Origin of the sequence: Haliea salexigens DSM 19537, from assembly GCF_000423125.1 — a bacterium.
Taxonomy (GTDB): Bacteria; Pseudomonadota; Gammaproteobacteria; order Pseudomonadales; family Halieaceae; genus Haliea; species Haliea salexigens.
The window spans coordinates 1-15,774 of the sequence record NZ_AUHJ01000009.1; the positions used below are offsets into that span (position 1 = coordinate 1).

The 15,774-nt window shown below is 57.1% G+C and carries 12 protein-coding genes and 1 pseudogene; 6 read left to right on the forward strand and 7 right to left on the reverse strand.

Annotated elements, in window-relative coordinates:
- Positions 1 to 152: 152 nt before the first annotated feature.
- A pseudogene (locus G533_RS25365) lies at positions 153 to 410 on the reverse strand (hypothetical protein); the annotation flags it as partial.
- A gap of 718 nt (positions 411 to 1,128) precedes the next feature.
- Here G533_RS25365 and G533_RS0111300 point away from each other — a divergent pair.
- On the forward strand, positions 1,129 to 2,346 hold the full coding sequence (locus G533_RS0111300) for an aromatic ring-hydroxylating oxygenase subunit alpha (RefSeq protein WP_051230233.1): 1,218 nt from the start codon (positions 1,129 to 1,131) through the stop codon (positions 2,344 to 2,346).
- 221 nt (positions 2,347 to 2,567) lie between these two features.
- Here G533_RS0111300 and G533_RS21680 read toward each other — a convergent pair whose 3' ends face one another.
- From G533_RS21680 to G533_RS0111330, 5 genes are all read right to left on the reverse strand, one after another.
- A complete protein-coding gene (locus G533_RS21680) occupies positions 2,568 to 3,383 on the reverse strand; it encodes an SDR family NAD(P)-dependent oxidoreductase (protein ID WP_035527770.1) in 816 nt (271 codons plus the stop codon).
- A gap of 125 nt (positions 3,384 to 3,508) precedes the next feature.
- Entirely contained in the window at positions 3,509 to 4,432 is a 924-nt protein-coding gene (locus G533_RS21685) for an SDR family NAD(P)-dependent oxidoreductase (protein WP_051230234.1), read from the reverse strand.
- Positions 4,433 to 4,768: 336 nt separating this feature from the next.
- Positions 4,769 to 6,064, reverse strand: a complete 1,296-nt coding sequence (locus G533_RS0111315) for an MFS transporter (protein WP_205622610.1) — start codon at positions 6,062 to 6,064, stop codon at positions 4,769 to 4,771.
- Positions 6,065 to 6,151: 87 nt separating this feature from the next.
- On the reverse strand, positions 6,152 to 7,573 hold the full coding sequence (locus G533_RS21690; RefSeq protein WP_027950051.1) for a sensor histidine kinase: 1,422 nt from the start codon (positions 7,571 to 7,573) through the stop codon (positions 6,152 to 6,154).
- A 13-nt stretch (positions 7,574 to 7,586) separates the two neighbouring features.
- Complete coding sequence (locus tag G533_RS0111330; protein WP_027950052.1) at positions 7,587 to 10,025, reverse strand: GGDEF domain-containing response regulator; 2,439 nt, start codon at positions 10,023 to 10,025, stop codon at positions 7,587 to 7,589.
- A 335-nt stretch (positions 10,026 to 10,360) separates the two neighbouring features.
- On the opposite strand from G533_RS0111330, the gene G533_RS21695 reads away from it, so the two are divergent.
- From G533_RS21695 to G533_RS21700, 3 genes are read left to right on the forward strand one after another with little or no spacing between them, the layout of a single operon-like run.
- Complete coding sequence (locus tag G533_RS21695) at positions 10,361 to 11,614, forward strand: OmpP1/FadL family transporter (RefSeq protein ID WP_051230235.1); 1,254 nt, start codon at positions 10,361 to 10,363, stop codon at positions 11,612 to 11,614.
- Positions 11,614 to 12,075: a YeeE/YedE family protein gene (locus G533_RS0111340; RefSeq protein WP_027950053.1), complete on the forward strand. Its 462-nt coding sequence runs from the start codon at positions 11,614 to 11,616 to the stop codon at positions 12,073 to 12,075. Before G533_RS21695 ends, G533_RS0111340 begins: the two co-directional genes overlap by 1 nt.
- Entirely contained in the window at positions 12,072 to 12,494 is a 423-nt protein-coding gene (locus G533_RS21700; RefSeq protein ID WP_035527776.1) for a DUF6691 family protein, read from the forward strand. The genes G533_RS0111340 and G533_RS21700 overlap by 4 nt, the downstream gene beginning before the upstream one ends.
- Positions 12,495 to 12,527: 33 nt before the next feature.
- On the opposite strand, the gene G533_RS0111350 is transcribed toward G533_RS21700, so the two are convergent.
- Positions 12,528 to 13,322 carry a methyltransferase gene (locus G533_RS0111350; protein ID WP_027950054.1) on the reverse strand — a complete coding sequence of 265 codons (795 nt, stop codon included), beginning with the start codon at positions 13,320 to 13,322 and terminating at the stop codon, positions 12,528 to 12,530.
- A gap of 261 nt (positions 13,323 to 13,583) precedes the next feature.
- On the opposite strand from G533_RS0111350, the gene G533_RS0111355 reads away from it, so the two are divergent.
- Positions 13,584 to 14,222: a CvfB family protein gene (locus G533_RS0111355; RefSeq protein ID WP_158413414.1), complete on the forward strand. Its 639-nt coding sequence runs from the start codon at positions 13,584 to 13,586 to the stop codon at positions 14,220 to 14,222.
- 248 nt (positions 14,223 to 14,470) lie between these two features.
- Positions 14,471 to 15,766: a DEAD/DEAH box helicase gene (locus G533_RS0111365; RefSeq protein ID WP_027950056.1), complete on the forward strand. Its 1,296-nt coding sequence runs from the start codon at positions 14,471 to 14,473 to the stop codon at positions 15,764 to 15,766.
- Positions 15,767 to 15,774: the final 8 nt, after the last annotated feature.

The following is a 15,774-nucleotide window of genomic DNA, read 5'->3' on the forward strand; positions in this document are numbered from 1 at the left end:
TGTGCAAAATGCGCTGTGGGTGTTCGGATTTAAGTTAATAAAATCAATGGGTTAAAATTTTACAGCAAAATTCATAATGCTGGGGTCGGTGGTTCAAGTCCACCCGTAGCTACCACCTTTTCCTGGTGCATTCCGGTCACATAGGTTGCACTTTATTCCGAGGGCATGGGTGACACTTTTGGAGCGAAGGGGTTCACACCCACTGGCTCCACCCTGTTCTCGGTCTGGTCAAAAAAGCCTAGATCATAATCCATAAAGCTGGGGTCCGGCCTTCCGGCAAGCCAGATCTCGTCAGCGATCTCTCTAATCCCTACATACTGGCCCGCAAACACGGTACTGAAGTTCACTTTGCGGCTGCCTATGCATATCCGCCCACACTGGGTGACCTGGATCGTACGGTCATGAAACGGGGCTCTACCCAGTTAACGGGGGAAGCGCTAAGTCTCACTAAACTCGGTTGATAATGCCATCCCACCCGCAATGGACGCTTGGGAAACCACAAAGCATGAGCTATCGCGTGCACCTGTTCAGAAATGATCGGATTTTACTGGCCTGCTCAACGCAGCGAACAGGATTATCGGGTCAATAGATGGAAACTTTGACAGGTCTGCAGGTCCGGGCAGCACAATCAGCGAGGATGTCTACTCTCGATGGGCCATTGATATGTCCTATGCTTACCGGTCAGACAAGTAGGATTCGTTCCAGCCGGCGTGATCGTCACAGAACGGTTGAGGAAACTCATTTTCCAGCGCGATACCGAATTCCGTTACGTCAAACTCATGGCTCATAGGCGACTCAAACCCCTTTGAGTTTTTAGATGGGCGTTACTAACTGTAAATCACAGTTACATATCCCGGGCATTGAGGCAACCGCGCAAGCGGCCATGGTGCAATTAGCGGCACTGTTGCTGATCACAATGCGCCCGTCTGGTGCAATGCTTCTGGTTCGCGTGACCCATTACGCGTGACTACAGATTTGCAGCTGTCACGAATGGCTGGGAATTGCGCTGATGACATGGTTCTGTGGGTATCGACCTTGTTTGACTTCGCTATATATGCATTCTGGCATATAAGTTGCGTCTATCTGAACGAATGACACGAAAGCACGCGTTACCGAGGAGTGAGAAAGATGACGACTAGCAAATTACTGGCGAGCGATTTCGACGATCCTCAGGCCACTCTGCAATCGCTGCACGACCGCATCTGCGATACGGCCCAACTGCCGCTCAATCAGGCACGGGCGCTGCCGGCAGCGACATACACGGACGATGCACAGTTTGCATGGGAGCGCGACGCGGTGCTTGTGCGGCAGTGGCTTTGTGTGGCGCATATTTCGCAAATTAACCACACCGGAGATTATGTCAATCTCGATTTACTGGGCGAGCGCATCAGCGTGGTCAATGCGGGCACCGATGGCATCAGGGTGCTTTCGCGGGTGTGCGCACACAGGGGTATGGATATCATGCCACCGGAATTCGGACATGCCGCGCAGGGCAACTGCGACAACTTTCGCTGTCCCTATCATCACTGGGTGTACGCACTAGATGGCAGCCTGAAAGGCGCGCCATTAATGAAAGACCATCCGGACGTGGTAGGCGGACACATGTCTTTGCACGCGTTTAACAGCGTTGTATGGCAGGGCTTTGTGTTCGTGAATTTCAGCGGCGACGCGGAGCCGATCAATACACAGTTCGGCGGCCTCGAAACGCACTTGGCGCGCTGGCAAATGGACGAGCTGGTGATGGTAGCCGATATCGCCTGGGACTGCCCCTTCAACTGGAAGGTACTGGTGGAAAATTTTATGGAGCCCTATCACCACGTTGGTGCCCACCAGTCGTTGTTTCAGCCTATCCTGCCCGCGCAGGGCTGTTGGACCGATGAGGAAGGCGCCAACTTTCAGGTGTGCCACCTGCCACTGTCCAAGGCTCTGCAGCAGAAGGTGAAAGCGGGAGAGCCTCAATTAATATCCTTCAAGCCGATGCCCGCATTGATCGAAGAGGACTTTCTGGAATGGACCGTGTACCTCGCAGCGCCCACTATGCTGTTGTTTGTTGCGCCCGATCGCGTGTACTGGTATCGCCTGCAGCCTGAAGCCGCCGGGCGCATGCAATTGCGCACCACCCTGCTGGTGCACCCTGATTCGATACAGGCATACGATTATGTGCAGACACTTGAGGCGGAAACTGAGTTGATGCGCAAGTTTCATTTGGAAGATATGGAAATGTGTGGTGCCGTACAGTCTGGTTTATCGTCAGCGGCATACTCCCCCGGTCCCCTCAGTGCATTGGAGGAACCGGTATGGTTATTTCAGCGCTATCTGGCGCGACAAATACAGTTGCGAGCGTGAATCTCTCGGCGCAGATTGCTGACGGTGTTCCTGCACTTCAATAAAGCGCGCGTAACCCTGCGGGGCCAGTGCTGTGAGAAGCCCGGGGGCATCACCAAAGCTATTGGAGCGTGGCTAACGAATACGCTAGAAATAGGCGGCTATGCTTAAAAAGCGCCTAAGTGGCCCCCCCCCTTTGGGCAAAAATTTCCCACTATTTTCCATTGCTTTACTGGCGACGATTAACGAGCTTCAAGCTTTTTCGCTAACTGCGGAATATGCAGTACGGTGGCATTGTGGGCCTCGGTAGATTCAGCCAGCCATGTAATCACGTCAGCAACCGTTTTGGCCGGTGTGGCGTCGGCAAAATCAGCTAACTTTTCACTCAAGCCATTTGCTTTCATCACTTCGGTAACAACAAACCCGGGCTCTACATTCATAAACCGCAGATTAGAACCCTTGTGCTCTACCCGCAGAACCCCGGCCATTCGTATCAACGCAGCCTTTGATGAAGAATAGGCAAATCCCCATCCGCCCTCGCCTGCGGGCGCGGGCGGGTCAAATTCGGCAGAGCCTGACACCATATTGATAATAGTGCCTGACTGCCGGTCCAGCATGCCGGGCAATACTGCCTGCACAGCAGCTAGTGGCGTAAATACATTACCTTGATAAATATCCCCAAGCTGTTGCGCGGTAATATCCATAATGTGCTGCATGTTTCCCATACCCTGGAAACACGCATTGTTAAACAGCAGGTCGATGTGGCCGTAATGGCTTAGCGCCTCTTCAATGGCCGCCAACACGGTGTCGGGTTGCAGAATATCCGAGCGCATACATAAGGCCTGGCCGCCGGCAGCGCGAACTGCGTCTGCTGTAGACTCCAGACTGCCGGGCAACGTCTGGGTATTTGACTGATAAGTACCATGCTCATGCTGCTCGCCGTCACTTAAACTACGTGCCGTGATCGCCACATCGTAACCGGCATGGGCCAGGGCGATGGCCGTTTCAGCCCCGATACCCCGGCTAGCACCGGTAATGAAAGCAACTTTTCGTGTCATTTAATTTCCTTTGGGAATCAGCGACCCACTCGTCTTCATAATAACTGGCCCACCAAACGCAGGACCCGTGTTCAGGCAATCGCCCGGTCAGGCCGAGCCAGCAGCAATGGCTAGCCGGCTACTGGTCAAGCGAGCAGCGCAGTGAGCCTGGCGGCCTCCTGCCCTTGCGCTCCCCCACCCCGCTGATGGGCAGCCAACTGCCGGCGCAGCTGCGCGGGCAGATCGGCAGGCTGCCAGTCCGTCAGCAGCTCCGTACCCGTGAAGTCACGCACCGGTTGGCCGAGCTCCAGTAGTAGTTCCAGGCTGTACACGATGCGACCGTGCAATGCGGGGTCACGTGTAGTGCACAGGACGGTGGCCGCTTCCACCATGGTTTCCAGAGGCTCGAAAAAATCCGCATCCAGGTAGCCGGCATCGCGTACCTGGGCCAGTTCTGGCGTAAGCACCGCGGCCTGCGGCGTCAGGGCGTTGACCGTAATACCCGTACCCTCGACTTCGGCAGCAAGTCCAACCGTCATCCGGTTAAGGGCGGCCTTGCTCGCACCATAAGCGCTACCCGCCTGCGCTGGCGCTGTCTTGCCGAACGGCGGGCCAGCGGGCAACTCCGCCACCGAAGTGGTCAGGTTGAGAATCCAGCCACAACCGCGTTGTTGCATCCCCGGCAGAACCTGTTGGGAGAGTCGCCAGGGCGCCCATACGTTGACCTGCTGTAAAGATTCCAGCTCCGCGAGCGTCCAGTCTGCAAAGGGCTTGTAGTCACCGGCCGCTGCATTGTTCACCAGGATGTCGATGCTGCCAAAGTGGGCTTCCACCTGTGCCACCAGAGATTCTCGCTGCGCCGGGTCGGCGAGATCACACACCAGCGGCAACACCTCACCGCCAGCGGCTTCTATTGCCGCCCGGGTACGCTCCAAACCGTCAGCGCTGCGTGCGGTAATTGCCACGCGGGCCCCTTCGGCCGCAAGACGCATTGCAATTGTGGTACCACAGCCACCCTTGCTGGCGCCAGTGACGAGGGCTACGCGGCCTGCACAAGCTTTTGCACTCATGTCCTTACCCCACTTGCGGGGCGCGGTGAAACACGGCTCATGCTCATCGTATTGACTCCTCGTATGCCTTTATTGTGTTTCGAGTGTTGCATGAGGGCCTCGTCGTTGCCACCGGACGGCTTGGATTGTGCCGCCGCGGTTCAAAAATCTGCTTCAGGCGTGCCGCAGCCTCCAATCACAACACGCTACGGCAAGTGTCCTGGACGCAGACGGCCAGGCCTATATCGAGTGCTGCGCAACCGGCTGGAGAAAGTGCCCCTGCAAGCCAGTACATTGGTTTGTCTCTATCAAAAACATATTTCATAAAATGAGGGAGTTGTAAGCGATCAGGAGGATTCATACCATTCGATTTGTCCGGCCGAACAGCGCCGTCGCAATCAGCCCGATAAAGGCAAACCCCGCTACCACCCCGAATACATGCTGGTGCCCCGCAGCCCCTGGAGAGGAATCGATAAGCCATCCCATCAGCGGGCCCATGAAAATATCCGGTGTGAATCCGACAAAAGACACCACCCCCACCGCGGTGCCGGTCTGTATTAGCGGGACATTGGCTTCACCAAAAATCGCGAAATACAGGCCGCGCAAACCATAGATACCGGCACTGGTGCCCGCGATGGTCGCCAGCAACAGCCAGGGCAGTCCGGGCACAATCATGCCGGCCGCGATCGCCCCACTGCCCAGCATGACGACGACAAAACTCCACAACAGCATAATCGTGCCGCTGAACCGGTCTGCCAGCAATCCCGCGCCGATGGCCGCGACCGGGCGCACCCAGAAAGAGATGGTGCCGATAGTGGCGGCCTCCACTTCGTTATAGCCGAAGGCGTCTCTGGCATACAGGGAAAAATCATCGGTGCTTTTGTAGGCCACGTACGCACACAGCACGATGACCGCGTGGCACCATACCGTGCGCATGGCCATGACCTGCTGCAGGCACCGCAAGGTCACCCCGGTACCGGCCAGGGTATCGGTCCGCGGCGTCGGCGGAACGAAAAACCAGACCAGTGCCGCCGACAGGACACACATACCGGAAAATCCCTGGATGATTACAGCAAGTGCCTGCCCGCGCTGTGCCAGAGTGGCGGTTTCAACATCCGCCGGCAACAGAGCCGCGAACACCAGGACCGACACCGAAGACATGACCGCAGCAAACAGACCGCGACCGCCGTCCAGCAGACCGAAGGTCCTGCCCTGGTGAACACTGCCCAGCTCCCGGGTGGTTTTGATAAGTGCCCCCCAGAACAGCAGGATCGTGGTCAGTCCCCAGAAACCGTAGAGCAGGGTCAGGACACCAATCGATGGTATGGCGGCCATGACCACCCCGCCGAGGGAAGTCGCCAGCAATGCCGCCACCAGCAGGTTGCGGGCGGAGAAGCGATCCGCCAGCGGACCGCCAGCAAGATAAGACGCCATGGCTATAACGCCATACAGGGAGAACGCGGTGCCGAGCTGGAAGTTGGTAATGCCGAATATGTCGATGAAGGTGGGACGGAAAATGCGCGCAAGGACGAAGGGCAGTAGAAAGATGGCCTCGCCGGCAATGATGAGGGCGGCGAGCGCCAGAAAACCGGAATTCTCAGGGACTCTGTCCTTGCTTGTCTCAATGACCGAGATAACAGCACCTCTTGGTATCCATCCGGCAAATCACGGCGGCTCCCACCAGAAACCAGGCAGTGCAGCTCAGAAGAGCGGGGGCACTCAGGCTGCTGATACCGGGAATCAACTGGGCACTTGATCCGCTTCCATCTGCCTCGGATCAAAAATCAACTGAAAGGAGGTGGGGTTACCGGCCCTTACCTTCAGATCCGCCTCGATCTGCAACGCCAGTGCTTCCAGCAATCGCAGTCCCAGTGTTTCGCCTTCGCGGCCAGTCCTTCCGGATGGCAGGCCGACGCCTGTATCTGTTACAGCCAACATCGCTCTGGAGGCACTCTCTGCTTTCAAGCTAACAGTCAGTTTGCCAGCTCGGCTTTCAGGGAAAGCATGTTTCAACGCATTTGACACCAGCTCATTGACGATAAGGCCCAGCGGGAGACTCCGGTTCATCGACAGAATCAGAGGATCGACATCAAGTTCCAGGTCAATGCGTGCTCGGTCCATGCCATAGGACTGAACCAGGTTGTGTGTCAGCGAGGCAATGAACTCACCCGCGTCTATATGAGCAAAATCCTGTGACTGGTAGAGGATCTGGTGTGTCAGAGATATCGTTTTGACGCGATTTTGACTGTCCATGAGGGCAGCCCGAGCCTGCTCTCCCGCGACATGCTCCATCTGCATACCAATCAGGCTGTCGATGATCTGCAAATTGTTTTTCACCCGATGATGAATCTCCGCCAGCAGGACTTCTTTCTCAAGCAAAGCAGATTTGAGCGACTCCTCCTGCTGCTTGCGCTCGGTGATGTCTACAACTGACGCGAGGATCATCACCCCTGTCGCCGTATCCAGAGGATTCAACCCTATTTCAACAGGAAATTCCTCGCCCTTTTTGTTGAGTGCGTACAGGTCGCGGCCCTGACCCATCGCTCTGGATACGGGCCGCGCGGTATAGGCATGACGAACCTCCGGGTGGTGTTGCCTGAACCGCTCGGGAACCAGCATATCGATGTTGGCGCCTATCAGTTCATCGCGACTGTAACCAAACATGGTTTCAATCATTGAGTTCACGAGTGTGATTGTGCCGGTCTTGTCCGTCATCACCATCCCGTTGGGTGCTGCCTCAACTGCCAGATGGACCATCTCCTGGGAGCGTTGGCGTTCGGTGATGTCCAGAATGGTCGCAAGCGTATAAACCCGTTCCCCGATACTGATCGGGTTGAGGCCGATTTCGACCGGCATCTCGATACCATTCCGATGCAAGCCATACAGGTCTCGCCCGTGCCCCATGGCACGGGCCTTTGGTCGCCGAAGGTAGCTGGAGCGAAGCTGGGGGTGTGCCTGCGCAAAGCGTGGAGGCACCAGTCGCTCAATGGGCTGTCCGAGCAGTTCATTCCGGGTGTAACCAAACTGGCTTTCAGCACTGGAATTGGCCAGCACGATTGTGCCTCTGTCATCAACAATGACCATGCCATTCGGCGCCGCCTCAATGGCGAAGTGCATGAGTTCCTCATTATCAAGCACGTCTGCAGGGTTGTCTGTCGCCATGATGCCCTACCCGTCACTCTTCGAGCTGTTGATGCTCTCGCAGCAGCTCAGCTAGATCCCCGGGCGGCAACGGCACACTGAGCAGATAGCCCTGCATTTCGTCACAGCCTGCCGCCCGCAGGAAATCCGCCTGTTCCCGACTCTCTATTCCCTCGGCAATGACGCGCAGTTCCAGCTGATGCCCCAAAGCGATAATGGCTGTAGCGATAGCGCAGTCATTTTTATCGCCAGGAATATCCCTCACAAATGACTGATCAATCTTCAACCGATGAATCGGGAGCAATTTCAAAGAACTCATACAGGAATAGCCGGTGCCAAAGTCGTCAATAGAAATGGTAACACCCAGGGACTCAACTCTGCGTAGTGCGACGAGGCTGGCCTCACAGTTTTGCAGTGATGACTCTGTAACTTCCAGCTCGAGGAATTCACCGGGCATCTGGCTGGTCTTCAGAGCGTTGGTGACAATGCTGACAAACCGCGGTTCCCGCAGTTGCCTGGGAGACACATTGACCGCAATGCGTATGTTCTTGCCGAATTTATCGACCCAGATACGGTATTGTCGACAGGCCTCGCCGATCACCCATTCGCCGATATCGACGATCAGGGAGCTGTTCTCGGCCACTGGAATGACCTCTGCGGCGGATAGCAGGCCGACCTCGGGGTGCTGCCAGCGAATAAGCGCCTCCATACCAACAATATCCTGGTTTTCCGCGCTAAATTGAGGCTGGTAATACAGGACAAACTGCCGCTGCTGAAGCGCATGTCGCAACTCCTGTTCACGGTTCAGATAGTGCGCCACTGCCTGCGTCATTTGCGGCTGGTAGAATGCGTAGCAGTTCCTCCCGAGGCCTTTCGCAGAATACATAGCAGTATCCGCCATTTTTACCAGGTCGTCCTTGTCGTCGGTATCCGTTGGATAGATACTGATACCGACGCTACAGCCTGGTGTCACCTCATTCTTGCCAAGAAGCATCGGCTGGTGAACCGCTTCGATTATCTTTCGGCACAGCGCCTCAAGGTCATCGGTAGTATCAAAAGCATCGACAATAACTATGAACTCGTCCCCGCCGATCCGGCACAACGTATCCGAAGTCCGCAACACCGGCTGCAAGCGATCTGCTATGGCACGCAGCATCTGGTCTCCAACCTGATGGCCCAGTGTGTCATTGACTCGCTTGAAGTGATCGAGGTCGATGAAAAGTACAGCCAGCCTGCTTTTCGCCCTCGCAGCATGCGCAATCGCCATGTTCAGCCGATCCATGAAGAGGTGCCGATTGGGTAGCCCGGTGAGGGTGTCGTAGTAAGCAATATAAGCCAGCTCGGCCTGGGCACGTCGCATCTCCGATATATCGGATATCAGGATGACATATTGCCAGGGGCCGTTTGCCCTGGACGCAACTCGCGAGATATTCACCAGCGCATGGAAGGGTTGATCGTCCTGCCTGTAGGCGCGGACCTCACCGCGCCAGCACTCGCCCTGAGCCAGCGCGGCATTCATCTTCTCGCGCGTCGCCTGACCGATGTTGGCCGCCGAGAGTAAATCCAGTGGTTGACCCTGTACGCTGACCGCTGTGAGCCCGGTAATCTGGTAGAAGGTCGCGTTGGCATTCGCTACTGTCAAGTTTTGATCGGTAACTACGATGGCTTCCGAACTGCTGTTGAACACCAAGGCGGCCTGCTGCAGCTCCCGCTCCGCCAGTTTACGTGCAGTGATGTCCTGGATCACACCCAGGACATCGCGGGTGCCGCGCTCTCCTTGATCATCGGCTACCCCGTACAACACATAAAAACTCGGTCCTGTGCGCGCGTCGTCAACCTCAAATTCGAGCTCGATCGAGTCCTGCAGACGGTTCTGCAGATTATTGATCTCGCGATCAATCCGGCGCCTGTCTCTCGCCGTGATCAGGGGGCGGAATTCGCTCCAGTTGGAGAACTGGGTATCACCGTGCTTGATAGGGTTCGCCAGCACTACGGTGCTGCCAGAACGCTCGCCAATCTCCCACGTTCCCATATTGGCAGCGTCAATTGCCAGTTTCAGGCGAGCTTCGCTGCGCTGCAATTTCTGATCCCACTTCGAGCGTTCAAGAGAAATCTTGAGTACTGCTTGCAAGTCGCGTTCGGAAAATGGTTTCAGAAGGTATCCATAGGGTAGAGCCTGGCTGGCCCGGCCCATCGTAGCGTCTTCCGAATATGCAGTAATGAAAATGATAGGCAGACGGTACTTTTCATTGATCGCGTTGGCGACATCAATACCATCGATAGCGTCATTGAGATGGATATCCATGAGGACAATATCGGGGAGCTCGCTCTCAATCAGTGTCATAGCCTGCTGAGCACGGACTGCCATTCCCGTCACCCGATAGCCGAGCTTTTCCACTCGCCGCCGGATATCCAGAGCGACAATACTCTCGTCCTCGACTATCAGGATCTTGCTCTGTACGGTGGCACTCACAGTCTTTCCTTTTCCGACATGAAGCGAGTGGCCCCCGCATCCATGTAACGTAGTGTATTAGTTCACGTTGCCGGGAGTGTCAACCGACGCCGTGTCTTGTCAGCGCGCTGTTAAAGTGATTTGCGCTGGCCTCACCACGAGGCACTACGGTGTTGCATCGCTGCAAACACCGGGTTCAAAAGAGAGTGACGCGATGTAGCTTTCCTGCGCGGCTGCCAAAGCATGGATCTACCCCAGGATGTTGCGCGTACACCCGCACTGTCCTAGCATGCGACCCTCGCTAGACTACCCGGTCAGCCTCCCTACACACTTTCCAACACGAGTGGTGATTTACCGTGATTTCCCAGAACCGACATCTGCCCGGCGCTCTGCTCCTGGCGGCACTTGCCACCGGCAACGCCCACGCTACCAACGGCTACTTCACCCACGGCACCGGGGTGCGCGCCCAGGCAGTTGCCGGTGTCAGTTTTGCCCTGCCCCAGGACGCCCTGGCAGCGGCAACAAACCCCGCCGGCACCGCTCTGGTGGGAGATCGCCTGGACGCCGGGATCACCTGGTTCCAGCCCGACCGCAGCTCATCCATTTCCGGCAACCTGGCCGGAGCCAACGGCAGCTATGACGGCAACGACGACGCCTGGTTTCTGCTACCGGATATCGGCTTCACCAGCGCAGTGAATGAACAGCTTAGCTGGGGGGTCGCCTTATACGGCAATGGCGGCATGAATACAGGCTATGAGAGCAATCCCTACGCGGCGTTTGGCGCTACCGGAACTGCCGGTGTGGATCTGGCGCAGGCTTTCATTACGCCCTCCGTTGCCTGGAAATCAGGCGCGCACAGCTTCGGTGCGGCGGCGACCTTTGCCTACCAGCGCTTTGAAGCGCGCGGCCTTGCACCCTTTGATGGTTTCAGCAGCCGTCCCGGTTCGGTGACGGACCGCGGGCACGACAGCAGCGCTGGCTGGGGTGTCAAACTGGGTTGGATGGGGGAGGTTCACGAGAACATCATTCTCGGTGCTGCCTGGTCTTCGGAAATCGATATGTCGAATTTTGACGACTACGCCGGACTCTTCGCCGACGGCGGCGGTTTCGATATCCCCGAGTCCTATGGCGCAGGCATCGCCTGGGAGGCATCAGAAGCCCTGACCGTTGCGGCCGACTGGCAGCGCATCCTCTACAGCGACATCACCTCCGTGGGTAACCCGCTGGCACCTTTGCTGACTGGCGTACCCCTGGGTGTTGCGAATGGCCCGGGGTTCGGCTGGGAAGACAGCGACGTGTACAAGCTGGGGGCGGTTTATCGTGTCACCGGCGCATTGACACTCCGCGCCGGCGTGAGCCACATGGATCAGCCCATCCCGGGCTCGGAGACCTTCTTCAATATACTGGCGCCAGGTGTGATCGAAACCCATGTGAGCCTGGGCGCAAGCTGGGCCCTGTCCGACAGGAACGAATGGAACGTTGCCTATACCCACGGGCTTGAAAAAACCGTGCGCGGCACCAACTCCATACCCATGCCGTTCGGTGGCGGTGAGGCCGACCTCACCATGCACCAGAACATACTTGCAATCGGGTATACGAGACACTTCTAATGGATATCGCCTGGTCCCTGTTTACACCTTGGCACTCACTAGCCGGCGGGGCGCTGATTGGCCTTGCTGCGAGCCTGCTGTTGCTTGCCAACGGGCAGATTGCCGGCATTAGCGGGATACTCGGCAACCTGTTGACACGTGAGGGGCGTGCCCCGTGGCGGCTCGCCTTCCTGGCGGGCATGGTGCTGTCTCCACTGCTGCTGTGGTCGGTAATGACAGAGGTTGCTCCCGCTACCGTTCAAACCCCGGATATCGATACGCAGACAGTTGCACGCCTGTTGGTGGGGGGCTTTCTGGTCGGCCTCGGCACTCGCCTCGCCAACGGCTGCACCAGCGGGCATGGTGTGTGTGGCCTGGCCCGTTTCTCCCTTCGCTCGCTGGTTGCGGTCATCACCTTCATGGGCGCGGGCTTTGTGACTGTTGCGCTGTGGCGGCTGATCAACGGAGGCGTTGCGCTATGAAAAGTGCCCTCACTGCGATGATCGCGGGCCTGCTGTTCGGCAGCGGCCTGATTGTGTCAGGCATGGTAAACCCCGCCAAGGTGCTCGGATTCCTCGACCTCACCGGGCAGTGGGACCCCTCCCTTGGGCTAGTGATGGCCAGCGCAATCGTGCTGTCCTGGGTGGGCGTGAAACTGGCCGCTCGACGCAGCGACCCCGCTTGCCCTGTCGACCCGCCCGCCAAGCCGATCGACAAACCACTGGTACTGGGCAGCATCATGTTCGGTATCGGCTGGGGCTTGAGTGGCTTTTGCCCCGGCCCGGCGGTTGTCGCAGCCAGCGACTGGTACTGGCCCGCACTGGCTGTCATGGCGGGCCTGCTCCCCGGTCTCGCGGTCGCAGGCGCCTTTCAGGCTCGAGAAAGGAATAGCGCTGGGTAATGTTCGGGGCGCTGGCCTCCCCCTGGGCGCTATTCACAGCACCCAGGGAATCAGCACCTTGCGCTCTCGCGGGTAGTTGTCGAATTTGTTGAGATACCAGCGGTGCACCTGAAACGCACGCGGTATCAAGTTGGCAGCACTGACAAACAACACAAAAAGCGCGCCGGGGGACCAGGTCGCAATCGCGAAGCCCGCAAAGGACACCAGTTCGGTAAAGTAACTGGGGTTGGTGACGTAGCGGAAAAGCCCGCCTTGGGGAATGCGGTAAATGCGTTCTCCACTCTCCACTTCAGCCTTGCTTCGCAAGTTGCGGATGATCGCGTCAGAGTGCACATTCATGACAAAGCCAAACAGGTAGATGGCCATGCCCAGCAGGAACCGCGGGTCGCTCAACCAATCGGGTGTGAGGTGCGTAGACAGGTGAGAGATGAATACCGCGTTGAGGTAGCCGTGCAGGGTGGTGACCAGCCAGCCCGCGACCACCACCAGCAACCCAAAGGTACCTTTACTACCACTCGCAACGCGCATCAGCAGCGGAAAAATAAAGCCGCGATTGGCGTAGTGAATAAGCCACACACCGAGGAAGATCATCGGCACCCATTCACTCGCGTTCTTGCCGTGCAGGTAAAACCAGAGAAAACTCAAAGTGGCCGGGAGCTCCATAAGAAACCACCCCAGCCGAGGTGAGAGGGAGAGCCCCGCACCCTCCGAGCCGAAACGCCCGTAAGGTGCCTTTGACAGGAATGCACCCACCAGAATGAAAGCGGCGTAGACAAAACTGCCGACCAGGATCGTGTTATACACTTCAGCGGACATTAACCAGTCCATAATTTCTCCTTCGCAGCTGCCCCGGCAGACACGTTCAGTTCTCGTGAGGCTCAGGTACGGCGAGCCGTGAAACCTTGGATCACATCCGGCCCGATGGACGCCCAGCGGAGCTGCTCTGGGTACGACTTTCTATACAGCCAGAGACAGTCTACCCATTGAGCGCACCCCACCCCCAAAGCGGCAGATTTGCCACAATCGTCGCGCACCAGAGGCCACCTATGCACTACACTAGCACCAAAGATCTTGTCTCCGGATAATGACATGCAGTACGCGATTGGCCAGGTCGTCTGGCTCAAGGTAATAGAGGTGAACGCGCTGGGCGCCTTTGCAGATTGGGGTCAGGCAAAGGACCTCTTTATCCCCTTTGCCGAGCAGCAGCACCCACTGACGCAGGGCACCCATACCCTGGTGAAAATTTATGAGGACAATCAGGGCAGAGTCGCGGGCTCCACCCGGGTTGATCACTGGATAAAGGACACCGCCGCAGGCCTCTCGCGGGGGCAGAAAGTCAAGCTGATCATCGCTGACCGCACTGAACTTGGCTTCAAGGCTGTTATCAATGACAGCTGCTGGGGATTGCTATACAGCAATGACCTCTACCGCCGAATTCGCAAAGGTGAGGTTGTGGAGGGGTACATCCAAAATATACGCGATGACGGGAAGATTGATCTGTCGCTTAATCAACCGGGGTTCAGCAAAGACAAAATGGATACCGCATCCGGTAAAATTCTCGAAGCGCTCGAGAAAAATCAGGGCTTCTTGCCGCTGACGGACAAATCCTCGCCGTCAGAAATCCACGCAGCTTTCGGCTTCAGCAAAAAGGTATTCAAGCAGGCGATTGGCACGCTATACAAGCAGCGCGTGATTGTGCTGGAAACGGAAGGGATCCGGCTGACCTGAGTTCTGCTATTCTTTCCTTTCATTCCCGGCAGGCTTTGTTATCATTAGCAGTCTCCTGGCGCGCATCGGTCTGCGCCAACGCGAAACGCCACATCTTCTCCACGCTCTGTGTCACCCGGTGCTCGACAAGCACCCAAAGCAACACCCAAACGCATCCCGTTCTGGACCGAACCATCACACAAGTAGATTGGCTACTTCGCATGTTGGTCAGACGAATCCGTAAGCCAAAAAATCAGGATTAACATCACGTGTTCTTTAAAGATCTCGGCCTTTCCGCCGAACTGCTACGCGCAGTCGAAAAACAGGGCTACAGCAAAGCCACACCAATACAACAGCAGGCGATACCGCTTGTGCTCGAAGGCAAGGATCTGCTGGCCGGCGCGCAAACTGGCACCGGTAAAACGGCAGGCTTCACCCTGCCGTTGCTGCAGCTGTTGCAAAACAAATACTCCGGCGGCGAAAAAAGCTACCCGAAAGTACTGGTGCTGACACCGACACGCGAACTCGCCGCGCAGGTGCATGAAAGCGTCCGCGACTATGGCGCCTACCTGCCCTTTCGGTCAGCCGTAATTTTCGGCGGCGTGAGCATCAACCCGCAGAAGCAGAAACTCATCAAGGGTGTCGATATTGTCGTAGCCACGCCGGGCCGCCTGCTCGACCACGTGCAACAACGCAGTGTTGATTTATCCCGGGTAGAAACTCTGGTCCTGGACGAAGCTGACCGCATGCTGGATATGGGCTTTATCCACGATATCCGCCGAGTGATGAAAGTCATCCCCAAACAACGCCAGACTCTGCTGTTCTCGGCCACTTTCTCCAACGACATCAAGAAGCTCGCTTCCGAGTTTCTGCAGTATCCCGCAGAAATACAGGTAACACCCGAGAACACCGCGACTGAACTGGTCAGCCAGACCGTGTATCCGGTGGACAAAAAACGCAAGCGTGAGCTGCTGTCGGAAAAAATCGGCGAGGAAAATTGGCAGCAGGTGCTGATTTTTACCCGCACCAAGCACAGCGCAAACAAGCTTGCGGAGCAGTTGGGGAAAGACGGTATTACCGCAGCCGCTATCCACGGCAACAAGTCCCAGGGCGCACGCACCCGGGCCCTGTCTGACTTCAAGGCCGGCAGCGTGAGAGCGCTTGTCGCCACGGATATTGCAGCGCGCGGAATCGACATCGACAAATTGCCCCACGTTGTCAACTTCGAATTGCCCAACGTGCCAGAGGACTACATCCACCGCATCGGCCGCACCGCCCGAGCCGGGCAACAAGGCAGTGCGATTTCGCTGGTATGCGTGGATGAGCTGAAACTGCTGAAGGATATTGAAAGACTTCTGGGGACAGCGATTCGGAAGGTGCACGCACCCGGCTATGAGGTGGACCCGAGCATCAAGGCCGAGCCCATTCAGAATGGCAGCAATCGAGGCGGCGGGCGCAACAGGCCGGGCAGCGGCGGAAGAGCGCAGCAGGGCCGTGGGCGCCCAGGGGCGTCTGGCAACGCCGCGCGAGGCCGTTCTGCCAGCGGCAACCGGCGCGCCGGCTGATTTCGACT

What these genes read in the sequence shown, in the direction of transcription:
- G533_RS0111355 (WP_158413414.1), top strand. Translation starts at nt 13,584, where the DNA reads ATGCAGTACGCGATTGGCCAGGTCGTCTGGCTCAAGGTAATAGAGGTG.
- G533_RS21680 (WP_035527770.1), bottom strand. Translation starts at nt 3,383, where the DNA reads ATGACACGAAAAGTTGCTTTCATTACCGGTGCTAGCCGGGGTATCGGG.
- G533_RS21700 (WP_035527776.1), top strand. Translation starts at nt 12,072, where the DNA reads ATGAAAAGTGCCCTCACTGCGATGATCGCGGGCCTGCTGTTCGGCAGC.
- G533_RS0111300 (WP_051230233.1), top strand. Translation starts at nt 1,129, where the DNA reads ATGACGACTAGCAAATTACTGGCGAGCGATTTCGACGATCCTCAGGCC.
- G533_RS21690 (WP_027950051.1), bottom strand. Translation starts at nt 7,573, where the DNA reads ATGGCGACAGACAACCCTGCAGACGTGCTTGATAATGAGGAACTCATG.
- G533_RS0111340 (WP_027950053.1), top strand. Translation starts at nt 11,614, where the DNA reads ATGGATATCGCCTGGTCCCTGTTTACACCTTGGCACTCACTAGCCGGC.
- G533_RS21685 (WP_051230234.1), bottom strand. Translation starts at nt 4,432, where the DNA reads ATGAGTGCAAAAGCTTGTGCAGGCCGCGTAGCCCTCGTCACTGGCGCC.
- G533_RS0111350 (WP_027950054.1), bottom strand. Translation starts at nt 13,322, where the DNA reads ATGGACTGGTTAATGTCCGCTGAAGTGTATAACACGATCCTGGTCGGC.